17 protein-coding genes are annotated in these 17,337 nt (G+C 56.3%); 9 read left to right on the top strand and 8 right to left on the bottom strand.

Translation table 11 applies throughout. From position 1 onward, the window contains the following. Positions 1 to 25 precede the first annotated feature (25 nt). The 6 genes from ACRRUX_RS06445 to ACRRUX_RS06470 all read right to left on the bottom strand — a co-directional run bounded on the left by ACRRUX_RS06445 (position 26) and on the right by ACRRUX_RS06470 (position 7,446). Positions 26 to 676 carry a response regulator gene (locus ACRRUX_RS06445; protein ID WP_432528386.1) on the bottom strand — a complete coding sequence of 217 codons (651 nt, stop codon included), beginning with the start codon at positions 674 to 676 and terminating at the stop codon, positions 26 to 28. Further along, positions 663 to 3,767 (bottom strand): ligand-binding sensor domain-containing protein, encoded by a 3,105-nt coding sequence (locus ACRRUX_RS06450; protein WP_432528388.1) that lies wholly within the window; start codon positions 3,765 to 3,767, stop codon positions 663 to 665. The genes ACRRUX_RS06445 and ACRRUX_RS06450 overlap by 14 nt, the downstream gene beginning before the upstream one ends. Positions 3,768 to 4,257: 490 nt before the next feature. After that, positions 4,258 to 5,643, bottom strand: a complete 1,386-nt coding sequence (locus ACRRUX_RS06455) for an AmpG family muropeptide MFS transporter (protein WP_432528390.1) — start codon at positions 5,641 to 5,643, stop codon at positions 4,258 to 4,260. A gap of 161 nt (positions 5,644 to 5,804) precedes the next feature. Further along, on the bottom strand, positions 5,805 to 6,125 hold the full coding sequence (locus ACRRUX_RS06460) for a hypothetical protein (protein WP_432528392.1): 321 nt from the start codon (positions 6,123 to 6,125) through the stop codon (positions 5,805 to 5,807). A gap of 161 nt (positions 6,126 to 6,286) precedes the next feature. Then, positions 6,287 to 6,871: a peptidylprolyl isomerase gene (locus tag ACRRUX_RS06465; RefSeq protein WP_432528394.1), complete on the bottom strand. Its 585-nt coding sequence runs from the start codon at positions 6,869 to 6,871 to the stop codon at positions 6,287 to 6,289. Continuing rightward, a complete protein-coding gene (locus ACRRUX_RS06470; protein ID WP_432528396.1) occupies positions 6,868 to 7,446 on the bottom strand; it encodes a YajG family lipoprotein in 579 nt (192 codons plus the stop codon). The genes ACRRUX_RS06465 and ACRRUX_RS06470 overlap by 4 nt, the downstream gene beginning before the upstream one ends. Before the next feature lie 282 nt (positions 7,447 to 7,728). Between ACRRUX_RS06470 and ACRRUX_RS06475 the strand changes: the two genes are divergently transcribed. The 3 genes from ACRRUX_RS06475 to ACRRUX_RS06485 all read left to right on the top strand — a co-directional run bounded on the left by ACRRUX_RS06475 (position 7,729) and on the right by ACRRUX_RS06485 (position 10,718). After that, a complete protein-coding gene (locus ACRRUX_RS06475; protein ID WP_432528398.1) occupies positions 7,729 to 8,796 on the top strand; it encodes a DUF2804 domain-containing protein in 1,068 nt (355 codons plus the stop codon). A 14-nt stretch (positions 8,797 to 8,810) separates the two neighbouring features. Continuing rightward, entirely contained in the window at positions 8,811 to 9,686 is an 876-nt protein-coding gene (locus tag ACRRUX_RS06480) for a sterol desaturase family protein (RefSeq protein ID WP_432528400.1), read from the top strand. A gap of 126 nt (positions 9,687 to 9,812) precedes the next feature. Continuing rightward, on the top strand, positions 9,813 to 10,718 hold the full coding sequence (locus tag ACRRUX_RS06485) for a hypothetical protein (RefSeq protein WP_432528402.1): 906 nt from the start codon (positions 9,813 to 9,815) through the stop codon (positions 10,716 to 10,718). Between the two features lie 65 nt (positions 10,719 to 10,783). Here ACRRUX_RS06485 and ACRRUX_RS06490 read toward each other — a convergent pair whose 3' ends face one another. Both ACRRUX_RS06490 and ACRRUX_RS06495 read right to left on the bottom strand, forming a co-directional pair. Beyond that, a complete protein-coding gene (locus tag ACRRUX_RS06490; protein WP_432528404.1) occupies positions 10,784 to 11,098 on the bottom strand; it encodes a zinc-ribbon domain-containing protein in 315 nt (104 codons plus the stop codon). 13 nt (positions 11,099 to 11,111) lie between these two features. Beyond that, positions 11,112 to 12,440 carry a M20 metallopeptidase family protein gene (locus tag ACRRUX_RS06495; protein ID WP_432528406.1) on the bottom strand — a complete coding sequence of 443 codons (1,329 nt, stop codon included), beginning with the start codon at positions 12,438 to 12,440 and terminating at the stop codon, positions 11,112 to 11,114. A gap of 228 nt (positions 12,441 to 12,668) precedes the next feature. Between ACRRUX_RS06495 and aqpZ the strand changes: the two genes are divergently transcribed. The 6 genes from aqpZ (at position 12,669) to ACRRUX_RS06525 (ending at position 17,327) form a co-directional block, all read left to right on the top strand. Beyond that, positions 12,669 to 13,379: an aquaporin Z gene (aqpZ, locus tag ACRRUX_RS06500; RefSeq protein WP_432528408.1), complete on the top strand. Its 711-nt coding sequence runs from the start codon at positions 12,669 to 12,671 to the stop codon at positions 13,377 to 13,379. A 322-nt stretch (positions 13,380 to 13,701) separates the two neighbouring features. Then, entirely contained in the window at positions 13,702 to 14,343 is a 642-nt protein-coding gene (locus ACRRUX_RS06505; protein ID WP_432528410.1) for an outer membrane beta-barrel protein, read from the top strand. A 6-nt stretch (positions 14,344 to 14,349) separates the two neighbouring features. Continuing rightward, the gene (locus ACRRUX_RS06510) at positions 14,350 to 15,315 is read left to right on the top strand and encodes a D-2-hydroxyacid dehydrogenase (protein WP_432528412.1); all 966 of its coding nucleotides are present in this window, start codon (positions 14,350 to 14,352) and stop codon (positions 15,313 to 15,315) included. Between the two features lie 25 nt (positions 15,316 to 15,340). Then, positions 15,341 to 15,724, top strand: coding sequence for an MAPEG family protein (locus ACRRUX_RS06515; RefSeq protein WP_432528414.1), 384 nt, complete (start codon positions 15,341 to 15,343; stop codon positions 15,722 to 15,724). Between the two features lie 195 nt (positions 15,725 to 15,919). Beyond that, on the top strand, positions 15,920 to 17,173 hold the full coding sequence (locus tag ACRRUX_RS06520) for an efflux RND transporter periplasmic adaptor subunit (RefSeq protein WP_432528416.1): 1,254 nt from the start codon (positions 15,920 to 15,922) through the stop codon (positions 17,171 to 17,173). 31 nt (positions 17,174 to 17,204) lie between these two features. Further along, a complete protein-coding gene (locus ACRRUX_RS06525; RefSeq protein ID WP_432528418.1) occupies positions 17,205 to 17,327 on the top strand; it encodes a hypothetical protein in 123 nt (40 codons plus the stop codon). Positions 17,328 to 17,337: the final 10 nt, after the last annotated feature.

Genomic DNA, 17,337 nt, shown 5'->3' on the forward strand with positions numbered 1-17,337 from the left:
CTGATGGGCCTGTGCTGACAGGCCCTTATTCCAACTCAATCAAGCCATTGGCAATCGCAATTTTGACCAGTCCGGCAACGCTTTTAACGCCGGTGCGCGCCATGATTTGTGCCCTGTGGGTTTCCACGGTTTTACTACTCAGACACAAACGCCCGGAAATGTCCCTGGTCGACAGACCTTCGGCAATCAGTTGCAGAATCTGCTTTTGCCTTGGTGTCAGGATCGCCAGTGGGTCGTTGGGGTCATTGGTTTGCTGATATTGGGATACCACCAGACTGTCGATGGCACTGCTGAGATAAAACTCACCGGTCATCACCCGGGAAATGGCATTGGCCAGCTCATCGAAGGCAGCGTCTTTGATGAGATAGCCATCGACGCCGGCCAGTTTGGCTTTGGCCACATACTCAGCGCCGGCATGCATGCTGAGGATTAGCACCTTGATGTGTGGATGCTCCTGTTTGATTTGAGTGGTCAGTTCGATGCCGTTGAGGCCGGGCAGGGTGATGTCCATGAGCACCAGATCCGGCTGATATTTGCGAACCAATGGCATCACATCCACGCCATCGCCACAGGGGATCACCTGATGGACCCAGGGCATGGTCGACAGCAGCGCTGTCATGCCCTCACGTACAATTTGGTGATCATCCACCAACAACAGCTTTTCAATGATTTTCATAGGGAATTGCTATCTCCAGAGTGCAGCCGTACCCCGGCAGACTGTGCACAATCAGGCTGCCGCCAAAGCCTTCTACCCGCTCTGTCATCGACTGCAGTCCGATATGGGGACGGGGATCTGAATCCGTCAGCCCGGGGTCAAAGCCCTTGCCGTCATCGGCAATGGTCAGGCAAATCATATTGTCACTGGTAAACAGACTCAGGGTGGCCCGGGTCGCGGCAGCGTGCTTTTCAATGTTATTCAGCCCCTCCTGAATGACCCGGAACAGGGCGCTTTGCAATGATTTGCTCAGGGCTGGCAAGGGCGACAGCTTGAGCTGAAAGGTCAGTTGGCTGACCTGCCTGAGGCGGGTGATATGGGCCTCGATGGCCTGTTCCAGCCCCATTTCATCAAGCAGTGCCGGACGCAATGACAGAGCCACATTGCGCACCTGCATGATCATCCGGTCAATCAGTGCGATGCCCTTGCTGATCATATCGGGACGCGACTGTTGCCGGGCCAGTTGCAGGGTCAGTTTGGTGGCGGTGAGGTTCTGTCCCAGTTCGTCATGCAGCTCCCGCGACAGCCGCAGACGCTCGAGCTCTTTGGCCTGACTCAGGGCATGATTGAGCCTGCGCAGTTTTAGATTGGCACTGTGCAGTGCCTGTTTGTGACGCTCACTCTGGGCCAGCGCCTGACTGCGTTGATGTTCCAGTCGGGTCAGCCTGAGATTCTGTTGTCTGAGTCTGTGGATGCGTGCCCGGTGCAGGCCGTATAACGCGGCCAGCAACAGCAGGGTCATCAACAGCAGAAAGTCAGGCCGCTGCCAGAAAGGCGGGGCAATGGTCAGGGGCAGTGCATCTGATTGCCGCCACTGACCATAAATATCCCGGCTGCGAACCCTGAGCCGATATTGACCGGCCGCCAGGTTGGCAAAGGTCACGCTGGTTTGATCGCCAATATCAATCCAGCGATGGGTTGGCTGCAATTGATACTGATACTGGTGGGGGCCAGCGGCATAATCCAGCAGCGCAAAATTGATGCTGAACACATCATCATGGTTGAGTTTCAGCGGGTCCAATGCCGCCGGTGGTGACAGCCATTGTTTGTTGAGATCCCGGTTTAACAGCTGCAGCCGGGTAAAGCGCAGCGGGAACCGGGGCAGTGATGCCGGCTGCTGGTCTTTAGCCAGCCGCAGCAGACCATTGACCGTTCCCAGCAGAATGTCGTCTTGCCGTACCAGCACACTACCGGCGTTGAAATCCATCGCCGGGACACCGGCTTCTGCGCCATAGTGGACCAAAGTGTGGCTGACGGGATGCAGCAAACTGATGCCGGCATCGCTGGTCAGCCAGAGTTTGTCGTCAGCCTCCGGGGCAATACTCTGGATGCTGTCGCTCAGGAGCAGATCATCTGCGCCATAGTGAGTGATGTTCAGCGCCTCGCCGTCCCGCTCGATGGCATACAGACCGCCGCCGTTGGTTGATAACCACAGCTTGCCGTCGGTGCCGGTCTGCAAACTGGTGGTTTTGTCTGCATGGGGTTTCAGTTCTGGCCACTGTGCCGGATCCAGCCATTGGCACTGCCATGGGCTGATACGGCACAGACTGAGACCGTTGGAGCGGGTAGCCACCCACAGGAAGCCATCGTCGGTAAGTGTCAGGGCGCGGATATAATCGCCTTTAAGCCCCGTAGCGGCGCTGGCCTGGCGGGTAAATCTGTCACTGCCGGTCGGCAGAAAGTACAGGCCATAGCCGCCTGTGCCGACCCATAACCCCTGCTCATCCTGCGCCAGGCTGGTGATGTAGCCCTCTTCCAATGAGCCGGGGTCATCCTGCCGATGGACGTAGTGCTGCACAACGCTGCCCTGAGGACTCAAATGCCACAGTCCCTGATTGCTGCCGACCCACCAACTGTCATCCTTGTCCTGCAGCAGTGAAGTGACGCCTATCCGGGGGGGATCTGCGGCCTGTGTCGGCAGTATGCTGGCATTAGCATCCAGCAGCTGTACGCCGCCACCAAATGTGCCTATCAGTGTTTGTGTGTCATCACGGCCACGGGCCAGCGCCATCACATTCTGATTGCTGAGCCGGTTGCCGGTGTCCACGCCGCCGAGGCGGGACAGGGCAAGCTGGGTAAAGCGATGGATATAGATGCCGGCTCCCCAGGTGCCAACCAGCAACATATCCTGCTGCAGCGCCACGGTCAGTTGCGGCAGCTGTGGCAGTTGCCCGGGGCTGCCTGCAGGCCATGTCAGTAAAGGCGTGATTTTTTCAGTGGCGGTATCCAGTACCCAGAGTCCTTCTGACAGTGTTGTCATCAGCAGTTTTCCGGGGCTGAATGGCGTCAGACCAGGCACGATAGGGCCTGACGTGGGCAGTGGGATGTGTTGGTATCGACCGGTATTTCTGTCCAGCAACAACAGGCCATCCCGGGTGCCAAGCCAAATCCGCTGTGGTTCCGGGTAGATGGCGAATACATCGTCATGAAGCTGATTGCCGGTTTGCAGTGAAGGACGCAGCACCTCAAACGCTGTGGCATTGGCTGCCAGATGGCTGATACCTCCACCCACAGTGGCGACCCACAAACCATCCTGGGCATCCCGGTACAGGCGGTAGGCATAGTCATGGCCTATGGCGCCGGGACCATCACCGGCGAGATAGCGCTGGAAGCGACCATCGGGCAGGAGGCGATTAAGCCCTATTTGGGTCGCTACCCACAGCGTGCCGTCGGCCATTTCGAGTATGTCGTAGATGCTGTCATAGCTGATGCTGTTGGCATCGTTTTCTGTATGACGGTATTGGGTAAAAGTGAAGCTGTCCGGATCCAGCCGGTTGAGTCCAGCGGTATTGGTGGCAATCCACAGTGCGCCATCCCGGCTCTGATACAACCTGCGAATATCGGAATCGCTGATGGCCCCAGGACGGCTGCCATCGGGCAAAAATCGCTCGACCCGCTGACCGTCAAAGCGGTACAGACCTTCGCGGGAGCCGACCCACAGCACGCCGGTTTCATCGAACAACAGGTCGGTGACGACTGAAGGATCCAGCCCCCGCTCCCGGCCAAATGGGACAAACCCGGCATCTGCCGGGCAACTCAAAAGTTGCAGCATCAGGTAAACACCAACAAGCTTTCCCCAAAGGTTGTGCATATCAGAGCCCTGAATTGAATTTGTGATGTGGGCTGGTTTGTTGTGCTGCTTGGTTTCGTTTTGATGAATTAACTGACTGTGACTTCAGGTTATCCTGATGCCGGGCGACATGTAAAGGTGGGGCCGGGGCTGTGCGTCGCACCGGTGCGGGCGTTGATGGGGCAGGCGATGTGGCGTTTGCGTTGATGACGCTGATGGTGGCGCATCAGTCTGGTGCGCCTGGGAAGGCGCGAATAAGTCCCGTGCGTGCTCTGCAAGTGCCGACAGTCGCTGGATGCGCGGCGCAGTGTGACGTTAAGGGGCGCAGTTGTTAGCCCGCACGGCAACAAAGCAGCCGGGGCTGTCAGCCTCGCCCGAAAGGGATTTGGAGCAATCGCCATGTCTTTGGTATTCAGTGTTGAAAGGCAACCAGCCTTCCTTTATCTGAATACCTTGGACTGGCTTCTGCTCATCAGCCCGAGTGCCGCGGGGGCTTGCTCGCACCTTCCCTTGGTACATAACGATTGACCAGCGCGATCAGGATAAGCACAGGAAAGCCTATCAGGCTGCAGGCGATAAAGAAGTTTACATAGCCAAAGGCATCTACATATTCACCGGAAAATCCCGCGACAAACTTGGGAAACAGCAGCATGATGGATGACAAGAGCGCATACTGGGTGGCGCTGTGTCCGCTGGAGGTCAGGCTGGACAGATATGCGATGAACGCAGCCGTGGCGATACCGGCGCTGAAATTGTCCAGCGCAATGGCCACGGTCAGCAGCGGCACGTTATAGCCAACCCAGGCCTGCAGGGCGAACATCAGATTGGTGGACGCTACCAACAGGCCGCCCAGGAACAGGATCTTCATGGTGCCGTAACGGCTGACCAGCAGACCGCCGGCAGCGCCGCCCACCAGAGTCATGATAAGGCCATACACCTTGGACAGAAACGCAATCTCCTCTTTGGAAAAGCCCATGTCGACATAGAACACATTGGCCATAATTCCCATGACGATATCCGAGATGCGATAGCAGGAGATCAGCGCCAGGATCAGCAGTGCTGATTTGCCATAGCGTTTAAAAAAGTCCATAAAGGGCACCACGGCAGCGCTGTACACCCACGACATACTGGCCGCCAGCCAGAGAGGGTAGCGGGCTGCCAGCTGAGCCTTGACTCTTTGTTCCTGCACGTCGGCTTCCCGGGTATCAACCAGAGGCTCTCTGGCAAACAGCGTGGTGATCAAGCCCACCGACATCAGCCCCGCCATGGCCAGATAAGCCGTTTGCCAACCCACAAGTGAATAGCTTTCGCTGTCCCCCGAGGCCCAGGCGGCAATCGTCAGGGCGCCGGCGGTGGCCAGGATCATGGCTGAGCGATAGCCAATCTGATAAGCCGCAGCCAGTGCGGCCTGCATATTTTCCGGGGCCGAATCGATACGAAAAGCATCCACCACGATATCCTGGGTGGCCGAGGCGAACGCTACCAACAAGGCAAACAGTGCCATGGCGGTAATATCCTGCTGGGGATCGCTGCTGGCCATCCCCAGTATCGCCAGAATCAAAGTCGATTGCGCCAGAAACATCCAGCCGCGGCGGCGTCCCAGCCAGCGTGTCAGCAGCGGCAAAGGCATACGATCAACCAGTGGCGACCACAGCCATTTGACCGCATAGGTCAGGGCTATCCAGCTGAAATAGCCAATGGCAGCCCGATCAATGCCAGCCTCTCTGAGCCAGAATGACAGGGTAGAAAACACCAGCATGAGTGGCAGGCCTGAGGAAAAGCCAAGCAGCAACAGCACCAGTACCCGACGATGACAGTAGACGGACAGGGATTGCCTGACTTTGAGGGCAAAGGACATAGTAAATCCAATCGGTAACAAATTGCCGATAGCTTACCCCAATCAGGATGAAGATGTGATGTTTAAGCCATTGAGGAGGGAATATAAAATGGCCCGTCTTAACGACCGGGCCATTGATGTCAGAGGTTGCTTCACCCCGCTTCCGTGGGGGCTTCACAGGACTAAGGTCGGCATCCGATGCAATTGGGAGGACAACGGCCACCAAGACTCAGGTAATCACAATATCCGTCAATCTGTCCCCGTAAGTACTGATTGCCGCGGATTACCCAGTCTGGCCATTTGTCGAAACTATGCAGCAGGTGCCAGAACACTCTTTCCATATCTGACTGCGCTTCACCCTGGTAATCGTGATACTGCCACTCTTCCAGAGTGTCCCATAGGTAATGTTGGATTTCCTCAAAGTGGATCTGATCCTTCAGAAACGCTTTGCCGTAGAAAGCCAACTGGGGCGCTTTTTTATCGATGAACTCGTCACGGGTCATCGTTTCGCCTCCTTTTTATCTGCAGCTAAGCTGCAAATTCAGTATAGATGGAAGCGAATCACTCTCAATTGAGGACCATGACAATTTGCCAAATATCGGTACTAAGTATGAGGTTGCGATGAAACAACACTGAAGCTTCATACTTAGGTTGACCAGAAGCACTACTCCCTGGGCAACAAGCTGGCTTTTTTCAGGATAACCTGGTTGACCGGTACATCCGGCCAGCCGAGGGTGGCATTGTGGCCTGTGGGTACCAGCGACATGGCTTCCACCACTTCTTTACCTTCACTGACTTCCCCGAAAACGGCATAACCCCAGCGGCGTTTGGATGGGTCCAGACGGGTGTTGTCGCCCACATTGAAATAGAATTGACGGGTGGCTGAGTGCGGGTTGTTATCCCGGGCCATGGCGATGGTGAACAGTCCGTTGGACAGACCATTACCCGATTCATTAACGATAGGTGCCGCTGCTGGCAGCTCCTCAAGTTTGGGATTCAGGCCGCCACCCTGCACCACAAACTCAGGGATAATGCGATGGAAGATGGTGTTGTCGTAGTCGCCTTTCACGACATAAGTCAGAAAGTTATCGACAGTGATTGGGGCGCGGGTGCGGTCCAGCTCGACAATAATATCGCCCATGCTGGTTTCCAGCTTGACTCTGGGGTACAGGGTGTCGGGTTGAATATCCACTGCCAGCGCCAGTTGGCTGACTAACATCAATGTCAGTGCACCGAGCCACTTGCTCATTGTTGACCTCCCTGAGTCAAAAATTCGTTGAGTTCCTTGTCCTGAATGACGGCGGTGGCGATTTGCGTCATCAGCTTGTTAAGTTCCAGCTCCAGGGTGGCAAAGTCAGCGCTCATGGCTCCCTGGCGCATGCCCTTGGTGCGAAACTCCTTGGCCAGCGTGTGACTGCCATTGGTGGCCAGCACCTTGATATCAATCCGGGTATTGGCTTCATAGCCGAAGGTGGATTCGGTCACCAGTGTCAGCAATTGGTCGAGGTCCACATGCAGGCTGCGGGCGCTGGCGGGGTCTATGCTGTAGCCAGCATCGGCAAAACCTTTGCGCAGCAAAGCTTCAAGCTGTGCTCGGGGAGAATCCGACGGGCTGACCAGTTTGGCGGCACCATCACCTTCATCGAACTTCACCACATAGTTGGCAGTGCGCAGATCCCGGGTCGATACACTCAAAGGCAATGCCTGTGCAGTTTGTTGGCTGATCCCCTGCAACTGTGGGTCCAGCACTATGTAGTTGGGAGTTTGGCTGGCGCAGCCACCCAGCAGGAGCAGGCCTGTCAGGGCTGTGACGAGTGATTTCATGGCGTTTTCACCGTTGAGATTGATAGCAAAGTCATGAGGATATCAGAAAACGGCAGGTGGAAAAGCGTCGGCAGAGGATAAACTGTGCCGCTGCCATGCGCCCCGGAGAATTGTTGGCAAAGGCAGAGGTGAAAAGAGTGCTGAAGGGGGGAGGTAAAGAGCGACGTGATCAGCTGGGGAAATCGACTTGCAACCTAATTTTAACAAAAGCTCCTGTCGGGGGTTTTTTGTTGGCTGAGTTCCGGTTAGAGTAAAAATTCAACTTTTTTACTCTGTATCACCATGAGCCTTTATCCAGAGAGTTCCCCCGGCGTGTCCGGCAAGACTCCTCCACTGACACAAGCGGCGCCCGATTGTCTGATGGACGAGCGTGGCCGTCCCGCACTGGGTTATTTTGATGGTCCGGTCAGTGAGCTGGCGCTTGAGCGGTTTAATTATTTAAGCTGCATGGATAAACCGGCGTCGCGCTGGGCGCGGCATTTTCATTACAAGCAATTTCAGTTTGTGTCTGTGGTGACTGCGGATTATCTGCTGGGCGCCGCGCTGGCGGATATTCGCTATCTGGGCTCGGGATTTGCGTACCTGTACGACATCCGTGCCAATCAGCTGACTGAAGTCAGTTGGCTGCGCCCCAAGGGCATGGGCTATCACACCACGCCTTCTCCGCTGTCTGGCACAGGTCACATCGGCAGCGGGCAAACGGAGCTGGCCTTCACCCTTGAGCAGGGGCAGTGGCAATTGCAGCTGCAAACCTCCAGGGTACAGGCAAACCTCAAGCTGCAAACCTCCCCCCTCAGTTTGCCGCTGGCGCTGTGCAACCCTACCGGTTACAGCGGTTGGACCTATACCCAGAAACACAATGCTCTGGAGCTGTCGGGTGAGCTGCAGGTGGATGGCCATCCGGTGTCTTTAGCCGGTGCCCGTGGCGGGTATGATTTTTCTGCCGGCTACATGCGCCGGGACACCAGCTGGCGCTGGGCATCGCTCAATGGCGAAACTCACCGCGGCCAGGCCATTGGCTTCAATCTGGCCGCTGGCGTGAATGAAACCGGCCTGAATGAGAACGCCTGTTGGATTGATGGCCGCCGTTATCTGCTGGGGCCGGTGCAGTTTGAGTTTGATCGGCTTGAACCCCGCTGCAGCTGGCGGATAGTGTCTGTGGACGGGCGGGTGTCACTCAATTTCAGCCCGCTCAATCATCGTCATGAAAAGCTGGATTTGTGGCTGTTGCGCAGTAATTTCCGGCAATTTATCGGCTATTTCGAGGGGTTTGTTATCGATGATGCCGGCACCAAACATCAGTTGCAGCGCCAATTGGGGCTGACTGAAGATCATTACGCCCGTTGGTAGGAGACGCTTTTAACATGGATATGCTGTTACAACATCCCGACTGGCTGTTGCTGGCGCTGGCGCCGGTGTTTTTACTCGCTATGGTGCTGGAGTGGCACCTTGGGATCCGCGCTGGCAAGTTGCCGCAATCCGCGGATTACCAGTGGCGTGAGGTGGCCTGCAATATCGCGCTGGGCGCTATGCATCAGCTCAGCGATCTGCTGTTTGGCCTGTTGATCCTGCAGTTGTACTTTATGGTATTTGACTGGCGGCTGTTCGATATCCAGATGAATTTTGGCTATTTTCTGCTGCTGATGCTGGCGCAGGATTTCTGTTACTACTGGTTCCACCGCGCCAGTCATCGGGTCCGCTGGCTGTGGGCGGCGCACTCGGTGCATCACAGCTCAGAGAGCATGAACTTCAGCACTGCGTTTCGTCAGAGCCTGATGTACCCGGTGGCCGGTATGTGGATCTTCTGGGTGCCTTTGGTGATAGTCGGTTTCCCACCCAACTGGGTGGTGTTCTCGGTGCTGCTGAATCTGGCGCTGCAGTTTGTCATTCACACCCAGTGGATTAAGGATTTCGGCCCGTTTGATCTGATCTTCAATTCGCCTTCCCATCACCGGGTGCACCATGGCCGCAATCCGCAATACATAGACAGGAACTATGCCGGCGTGCTGATCATCTGGGACAGATTGTTCGGCACCTTTGTGCCTGAAGTGGAGGCGGTGGACTATGGCATCACCAAGCCGGTCAACAGCCATAATCCGCTGGTGGTGACCTTCAGCGAATGGCGCGACATGTGGCGTGACGTTATGGCACCCGGAGTGAGCTGGCGTGCCCGGCTGGCGGCTGTGCTGGCTCCGCCCCCAAGTCACGGTGCTGATGGGCAATCCGGCAAACGCCGGTAATGGCTTCATACCGCAGGCTTTGCGCCTGCCGGTTTCAGATCCGCTGCTCCCTGGCCGTTTTGATGGGTTGAACCGGGCACGCCTGCCCGGCTCAACCTCTTTCATGTTGTTGCCAAGGAGTATTCAATGCGCAAGGCCCTGCTTTCTGCTGTTCTGTTGCTGTCCCCCGCCGTGCTGGCCGGGGAGGAGACGGTTTATCTTCATTATGACGACCAATTGGATGGTGCCATGGACTACCAGCATCATGTCAGACTGAATGTAAGCCTGTCGGGAAACACTATCATCGGCAAGACGGAAACCGGCGCCGTCATTTCCGGTCAGGTCGAAAATAAAAACAGCTATTACATTGGCTCGGGTGAGCAGGAAAGATTCAGTTTTGAGATCCACAATGGCGATACCCGCAACTGGTATTTTGGCCGGGTAGCGGGCAACTACTGGGAAGGTGTCTGGTACGGGCCCGATGGTGAGAAAGGGGATTTCAGCCTGCACACCAATGTTCTGAATGACGGCGTGCCTCAATATCAGGATGTACTGGCGTTTTATACCGACGAAGTCTTTGAACGTCAGGGCAGTGAGCTGAATCATCTCAACCCCGGATTTCTGATGGATCTTGGTGGACTGGATCTGCATTTCACCAATGATCATGTTAATGGTTTTGAGCTGGATTTGAGTCAGGGGCTGTACGCCAGAGCGACGGCCCAATGGCACCAGGACATGCCCATGTCTATCTATCTGGATTTTAAGCAGCCTATGCGAATGAAAACATTCAGGTTGGGCTCTGCCAATCTGGATAATGGCGTACAGCTTAAAGCGTTCAGTTTTTCCATCTGGGACCGGGAAGCCGGAGCCTGGCAGGTGGTGGGCAATTTCGAATTTCCTGACATGCCCGGACCGGCCTATCAGCGCCAGGAGTTTGTTCTGCCCCGCACTGTCTATTCAGACAGAATACGTATTGCCGCTCAATCCTCTGCCGATACCGGCGCCTATGGTTATGGTCAGGTGCTGATGTGGGGATTGTCGTTCCAGCGATAAATCTCATCCCGCCGCAGGACTTTGAGTCTGCCCGGCATTCTGTCGGTGCCGGGCAGCTCGGAACATCAGGGGCGTATTCTGCTGCGGCTTTGATGCGCGCCAATCAGCGACTCTATTTGCCGATGTGCCTCGTCTGTGCGGTTGGCCTCATCAAGCAGGGACTTGCCGAACGCTCTGGGCAGCTTGAAATTGTCACCGCAGGCTTCGCAAAGCAGCACATAATCCGCGGTAAAGCGCCATACAGGGATGAAAAACAGCGAGGCTTTCTCTTGCTCCTGCCACAGTTGCCACTGGGTTGGCTGCCGGCACCTGGCGCATTCGCAGGTCAGCAGTGGCATCAGTAAATGCGCCTGTTTATCCATTCCAATAAGAAACAGCAATTGGCCTCTCCTTTTAAAACGGGTCAGCTGCCGGGTTTGCGTTGAACAGCATCAGCGCACTTTGGGTCATGGCCTTGACGCCCACCGGAATGGCTGCCCGATAGTCAGGCGCAAAATGGCTGGAGTGCAGCGATGGCAGCGCAGTTCCATTGATCCGGGCTGCGTTGAACTGTTCAGGCTCTACCGTGCCCAGCCAGAAGATGGTGATTGGCAGTTTATCCCCGGTGCGGCCATAAAGACCAAAATCCTCACCGGCCATCACAGGTTCGGTATCTTCCACCTGCTCTGCGCCCAATGCCAGCTGCAGCGCCTCGCGTACCTGTGCGGTTTGCGCCGGGTCATTGTAAGTGGATGGAATGGATTCCTGCTCATGAACAGTCACAGTCGGGTACAGCTCAGGAGGCAGTCCGGCGCTCATGGCAATACCGGCACTCAGGCGTTTTATCGCCGCCAGCTGGGCCTCCCTGACCTGTGGGCTGTAGCTTCTGAGGGTCAGCTGCAGGGTAACTTCGTTGCCGATAACATTGTGTTTGGTGCCGCCATGAATGGAGCCGACTGTGACTACAGAGGGCTCCAGCGGCGAGATTTCCCGGCTGGTGATGGTTTGCAGCGCCAGTACAATGCGGGAGGCCAGCACTATCGGATCCACTGTTGTGTGAGGGTAAGCGCCGTGGCCGCCTTTGCCGAATACCTGAATATCCACCGAATCAACACTCGCCAGCGTGTAGCCGGGACGAATTGCGACTTTGCCCGCCGGCAGGCTGGCTGATACATGCAGTGCCAGAATATGATCTGGACGGGCAAATCGCTCAAACAGGCCTTCATTCAACATGGCTTTGGCACCGCCACCCACTTCCTCGGCGCCCTGAGCGACCATCATCAGCGTACCCTGCCATTGGTCTTTGTTGGCTGCCAGTTGTCTGGCGGTGCCGATGAAGCTGGTCATGTGCAGATCATGACCACAGGCATGCATGACTCCCGATTCGGCACCTGAAGGCAGGGTGACTCGCACCTTGGACGCGTACTCTTTGCCGGTTTCTTCGGTAATTGGCAGGGCATCGGTATCGGTGCGGATCATCACAGTGGGGCCGTCGCCATTGAACATCAATCCCACCACGCCATGACCCCCAAGGTCGGTGGTGACTTCAAATCCCAGCTCTGCCAGCTGTGTGGCCAGTTTCTGTGCAGTCGCCTGCTCCTGAAAAGAAAGCTCTGGATGCCGGTGTAAATCCTGATAAAGGGCTTCCAGTTGAGGTTGATCTGTTACCCAGTCCGGGCTATTGGCCCATGTCACTGAGGTCAGGGCCAGCCATAAGGTGGGCAGCAGGTATCCGGTCTTCATCTTCACTCCCTGTTTTTATTTGTATTTTTATTGTTGCGCAGTACATATCACCTTATTTGCCTCGCCTTGGCAATGATTCCTGATGGCGGGTCATCAGTCTTAAGACTGAATATTTTTCTTGGAACTTGTAAAAAAATGGTTAACTTTGACGCTGGCGGACCGCAGATTTGTCCGTGTTTGGCAGGGCAACTGAAACCTGTGGCCGCTCTGCCTGATTGAGGAGCGAATATGTTAAAAATATTGAGTGCAGAATTTATTGGTACCTTCTGGTTGGTACTGGGAGGCTGCGGCAGCGCAGTACTGGCCGCTGGTTTTCCTGAATATGGTATTGGTTTTCTGGGTGTCGCCCTGGCATTTGGGTTAACCGTGGTAACCATGGCTTATGCCATAGGTCATATCAGCGGTTGTCACCTGAATCCTGCTATTACCTTTGGTTTATGGGTGGGCGGCCGGTTTGAGGCGTCACGGGTGGTGCCCTATATGATTGCCCAGGTGCTGGGCGGTATTCTGGCGGCGGTGGTGCTGTACCTTATCGCCAGTGGCCAGGCGGGTTACTCAATGGCTGATGGGCTGGCAGCCAATGGCTATGATTTGCATTCGCCCGGCGGCTATGACCTGACGTCGGCATTGCTGACTGAAATCATCATGAGTTTTATGTTTCTTATCGTGGTGTTGGGGGCAACTCACAGGGCGGCAACGCCTGCCATGGCTGGGCTGGCGATAGGCCTGTGTCTGACGCTGGTGCATCTTATCAGTGTGCCGGTGACCAACACGTCGGTGAATCCTGCCCGCAGTACCGGCCCGGCACTGGTACAGGGCGGCTGGGCGCTGGAGCAGCTCTGGTTATTCTGGGTGGCCCCTATGATAGGTGCGCTGCTGGCAGGGCTGGTATACCGCTGGCTGGCACCGGATAATCCTGACGATGAAGAGGTTGAATGAGCCAGCTGATTGCACCTAAGCCCGGCGGCGGGCTCAGGTCTTTTTGCCATGATTAGCGGCAGAAAGGCCCGGGCTTGACCTGCAGGTGCGCCTTTGGGAGCATGCGGCAGAGGCTGTCAAAGGAGCGATCATGAACACCCTGTTGAGATTTCTGGTTGCCATTGCCGGCGCTCTGGTGATTTGCGTGCTGGTACTGTTTGTCATCGCCTGGTTGATTGATACTGCCATGGTTAAACCTGCGTGACCTGATGACATATCAGATTGCACCCCGGATAGGAGCGAGGTATAAACGTTGTGCCTATTTCACAAGGAGTTGCAGTTTATGCCAGTGAATAATCCCTCCCAATTGAAGCTTTCCCTGTCTGCGTTGATGTTTGGACTGACGTTATCAGCTCAGGCCAGCGCTGCTGAGTTCTTTATCACTCCGGTCGGTGGTTACAGTTTTGGTTCCAGCGAACTGAAATTTACCCAAAGCAGTGATGAGCAGAAGGATTACTTTTCCATCTCGGAAGATGGCAACTATGGGGTGATGCTGGGGATGACCACCCGCGATCCGGGTGATGTGTATCTGCTGTATTCCCATCAGAGCGCCACCCTGGGCAGCGGTGGTGTGTTTGCCGGTGAAACCATTGCCTCGCTGGCGGTGGATTATCTGCATCTGGGCGGCACTCTGTATTTCCCCAACGGTAACTGGGAACCCTATGTCACCGCGACCGCTGGTTTGACTCAGCTTCGGCCGGATGGCGGGCTGGATACTGAAACCCGCTTCTCCATGGGGTTGGGGCTGGGAGCCCAGTACCGGCTGACGGACAATCTGGCGCTGATGGCCGAAGTGCGTGGCTTTGCCACTTTTATGAATACGGACAATGAGATCTTCTGTGGCGATCAGGGCTGTGTCTGGAAGCTGCAGGCCAGCACCCTGGTACAGGGGCAGGCCAATCTGGGGATCCAATTCAGGTTTTAACTAAACATGCGATTTAACAAAATGGTGGTGTTGGACGGATACACCCTTAATCCGGGTGATCTGGACTGGTCCTGCGTGTCCTCGCTGGCACAGCGTTTCAGTGTGTATGACCGGACTTTGGCTGCAGACATCCTGGCCCGCGCTGCCGGTGCCGACGTGCTGCTGACCAACAAGACGCCCTTGGATGCCAGCACACTGGCCCGTTTGCCGTCACTGAAATATATCGGCGTGCTGGCGACTGGCACCAATGTGGTGGATCTGGAGGCTGCTGCCAGCGCCGGGATTTGTGTCACCAATGTGCCGGGTTACGGCCCGGATGCCGTGGCACAGATGGTGTTTGCCCACATACTGCATCATACCCAGCGACTGGCGATACATGATGACGCGGTGCGCAGTGGTCATTGGCGCTCGCAGCCGGACTTTTGTTTTACCCTGGCGCCGCTGATGTCACTCAAGGGCAAGACCCTGGGACTGGTGGGGTTCGGGGACATCGGCCGACAGGTGGCGCGGATTGCTACTGCCTTTGATATGCGCCTGCTGGTGCATACCCGTAAGCGGCCGGATCTGCATGCGTTTCCCAGCGCGAGCTGGACTTCGCTGGAGGCGGTGTTGGGCGAGTCGGATATCCTGTCGCTGCACTGTCCGTTAACCCCGGAAACCGACAGGATGATCAACGCCCAATCCCTTGAACGGATGAAACCCGGCGCACTGCTGATCAATACCGCCCGTGGTGGACTGGTGGATGAAGCTGCGCTGGCCGCGGCGCTTGAGGCGGGCAGGCTGAGAGCCGGACTGGATGTGCTCAGCACTGAGCCACCGGCGCAGGACAACCCTTTGCTCAGCGCCCCCAATGTATCGCTCACGCCGCATAATGCCTGGGCGACCCGGGAGGCGAGGCAGAAACTGCTGCACATTGCCAGTGCCAATCTGCAGGCGTTTTTGCAGGGACAGATTATTAACCGGGTCAATTGACCTATTACCAAAAGGAATTTTGCCGATGACCATCTTGCTCAGCTGTTTGTTGATCGCCATGCTGTTGCCTTACCTGTCGAAATTGCCCGTGGGTTATGCCATGGCCAAAGACGGCGGTTATGACAATGCCCATCCCAGAGCGCAGCAGGCCCGGCTGACCGGCATGGGCGCCCGGGCGGTGGCGGGGCATCAGAATGCCTTCGAGTCGCTGCTGATTTTTGGTTTGGCAGTGGTGGCGCTGCTGGCGGTGGGTAAGGTTAACGCGACTGCAGAAGTGGCGGCGGTGATCCATGTCATCGCCCGTATCGCTTACCATATTTTCTATCTCTCCAATCACAACCGCCTGCGCTCGTTAAGCTGGTTCGCCGGCATCATCCCGAGCTTCGTGATTATTGCCCAGTGTTTTTAATACCCTAAAAAATACTCTCGCGTGTGTCCGCCGCGGACTTGCGCGGACACTCTTCCAGGCCAGCGGACAGTTTTTGGCTGTCCGCGGACACTTCTGATGAAACCATAATTTCTAAACTATTGATTTAAAGCACTAAAAATCCTGGCACGTTTCTTGGTTCTGTTTGGTTTATTAACCGTCAGCAGAGACCCGCTTATGATCCGTGATACCAGTGGCCAGGATAATGTTCTCACCCCCAGACGTCTGCCCAAAGCTGGCTGGCTTGTGGCCGCCTTTGTCCTGCTTGGACTGCTGAGCCTGTGGCTGGTCAATCGGGGGGAAGGTGCCAGCCACTCCGCCAAGCGCAGTGAGCTGGTGACCGCCAGAGTCACCCGCGGCACGCTGGTGCGCGATATCGTCGCCAACGGCAAAATCGTTGCTGCCAACGCCCCCATTCTGTATGCCCCCGAAGAGGGCATGGTCACCCTTATCGCCCGTCCGGGAGACACGGTCAGCAAAGGCCAGTTGCTGGCCAGCATAGACAGTCCATTACTTGCCAGCAGTCTGGCCCAGGAACAGGCCCGGCTGGATGCGCTCAGCGGCGAAGTGGAACGCGCCAGTCTGCAGGCCCGCCGACAGTTGCTGACGGCCCAGCAGGTGCTCAATACCGCCAAGGTTGAACTGGAAGCCGCCGAGCGCGAGAGCCGCCGCGGCGATCAGCTGATTGAGAACAACCTGATTTCCCGTATCGATTTTGAAAAAGGCAAAGATGAGCTGAAAAAAGCCCGGCTGCTGTTTGCCCATGCCCAGCAGGAAGCTGAGCTGATGCGTGATACCCAGGCCTTTGAGCTGAAAAACAAGCAGCTGGAGCACAAGCGTCAGGCCTTGCTGGTGGAGGATTTGCGCCGCCAGGTAGCGGCGCTGCAAATCATTGCGCCGGTGGACGGCATTATCGGCAACTGGCTGACCGAGCAAAAGGCCCGGCTGGGCAGAGGACAGGCGATATTGACCGTGGTGGATCTGAGCGCGTTTGAGGCTGAGCTGGCGGTGTCTGAATCCTATGCTGATGAGCTGGGGCTGGGCATGGCAGTGGAGCTGGAACTGGGCGGCGATAAACACCCTGGCGTGCTGTCGTCCATCTCTCCGGAAGTGCAGGCCGGACAGGTGCTGACCCGGGTGCGCTTTGCTGATGCCAGCGGCCTGAACCTGAGGCAAAACCAGCGGCTTTCTGCCCGCATCCTGCTGGAAAATCTGGAAGATGTGCTCATGGTGCGGCGCGGCAGTTTTGTCACCGACCCATCTGGTCAGGTGTATCGGGTGGAAGGCGACAGCGCCAGCCGGGTGGCGGTCAAACTGGGCGCCCGCAGTGTCAGCTATGTGCAGATCCTCGATGGGGCCAGCGAAGGCGATGAATGGGTTATCGCCGGCAGTGAAAATTTGAAACAGGCGCAGCGGGTCAGGCTCAACTGAGGGGGCTGCGGGAAGAGATGGGGAAGTGGCGATGACCGATTTTGCGCAATTAAAGCTGGCGCAGCAGGCTATCAGTCTGTTGCTGCTGATGCTTTGGCTTGGGTTGGTGCTGTGGTGTGTGCACCCGGCTTTCGGATTCTGGCTGCTTGGTTGAGTCAGGCCGC

Origin of the sequence: Shewanella sp. GXUN23E, assembly GCF_050865035.1 — a bacterium.
In the GTDB taxonomy this organism is placed as follows: domain Bacteria; phylum Pseudomonadota; class Gammaproteobacteria; order Enterobacterales; family Shewanellaceae; genus Shewanella.

Coding starts and splice junctions, on each gene's coding strand:
- ACRRUX_RS06445 (WP_432528386.1), bottom strand. CDS start 676: ATGAAAATCATTGAAAAGCTGTTGTTGGTGGATGATCACCAAATTGTA.
- ACRRUX_RS06450 (WP_432528388.1), bottom strand. CDS start 3,767: ATGCTGCAACTTTTGAGTTGCCCGGCAGATGCCGGGTTTGTCCCATTT.
- ACRRUX_RS06455 (WP_432528390.1), bottom strand. CDS start 5,643: ATGTCCTTTGCCCTCAAAGTCAGGCAATCCCTGTCCGTCTACTGTCAT.
- ACRRUX_RS06460 (WP_432528392.1), bottom strand. CDS start 6,125: ATGACCCGTGACGAGTTCATCGATAAAAAAGCGCCCCAGTTGGCTTTC.
- ACRRUX_RS06465 (WP_432528394.1), bottom strand. CDS start 6,871: ATGAGCAAGTGGCTCGGTGCACTGACATTGATGTTAGTCAGCCAACTG.
- ACRRUX_RS06470 (WP_432528396.1), bottom strand. CDS start 7,446: ATGAAATCACTCGTCACAGCCCTGACAGGCCTGCTCCTGCTGGGTGGC.
- ACRRUX_RS06475 (WP_432528398.1), top strand. CDS start 7,729: ATGAGCCTTTATCCAGAGAGTTCCCCCGGCGTGTCCGGCAAGACTCCT.
- ACRRUX_RS06480 (WP_432528400.1), top strand. CDS start 8,811: ATGGATATGCTGTTACAACATCCCGACTGGCTGTTGCTGGCGCTGGCG.
- ACRRUX_RS06485 (WP_432528402.1), top strand. CDS start 9,813: ATGCGCAAGGCCCTGCTTTCTGCTGTTCTGTTGCTGTCCCCCGCCGTG.
- ACRRUX_RS06495 (WP_432528406.1), bottom strand. CDS start 12,440: ATGAAGACCGGATACCTGCTGCCCACCTTATGGCTGGCCCTGACCTCA.
- aqpZ (WP_432528408.1), top strand. CDS start 12,669: ATGTTAAAAATATTGAGTGCAGAATTTATTGGTACCTTCTGGTTGGTA.
- ACRRUX_RS06505 (WP_432528410.1), top strand. CDS start 13,702: ATGCCAGTGAATAATCCCTCCCAATTGAAGCTTTCCCTGTCTGCGTTG.
- ACRRUX_RS06510 (WP_432528412.1), top strand. CDS start 14,350: ATGCGATTTAACAAAATGGTGGTGTTGGACGGATACACCCTTAATCCG.
- ACRRUX_RS06515 (WP_432528414.1), top strand. CDS start 15,341: ATGACCATCTTGCTCAGCTGTTTGTTGATCGCCATGCTGTTGCCTTAC.
- ACRRUX_RS06520 (WP_432528416.1), top strand. CDS start 15,920: ATGATCCGTGATACCAGTGGCCAGGATAATGTTCTCACCCCCAGACGT.
- ACRRUX_RS06525 (WP_432528418.1), top strand. CDS start 17,205: ATGACCGATTTTGCGCAATTAAAGCTGGCGCAGCAGGCTATCAGTCTG.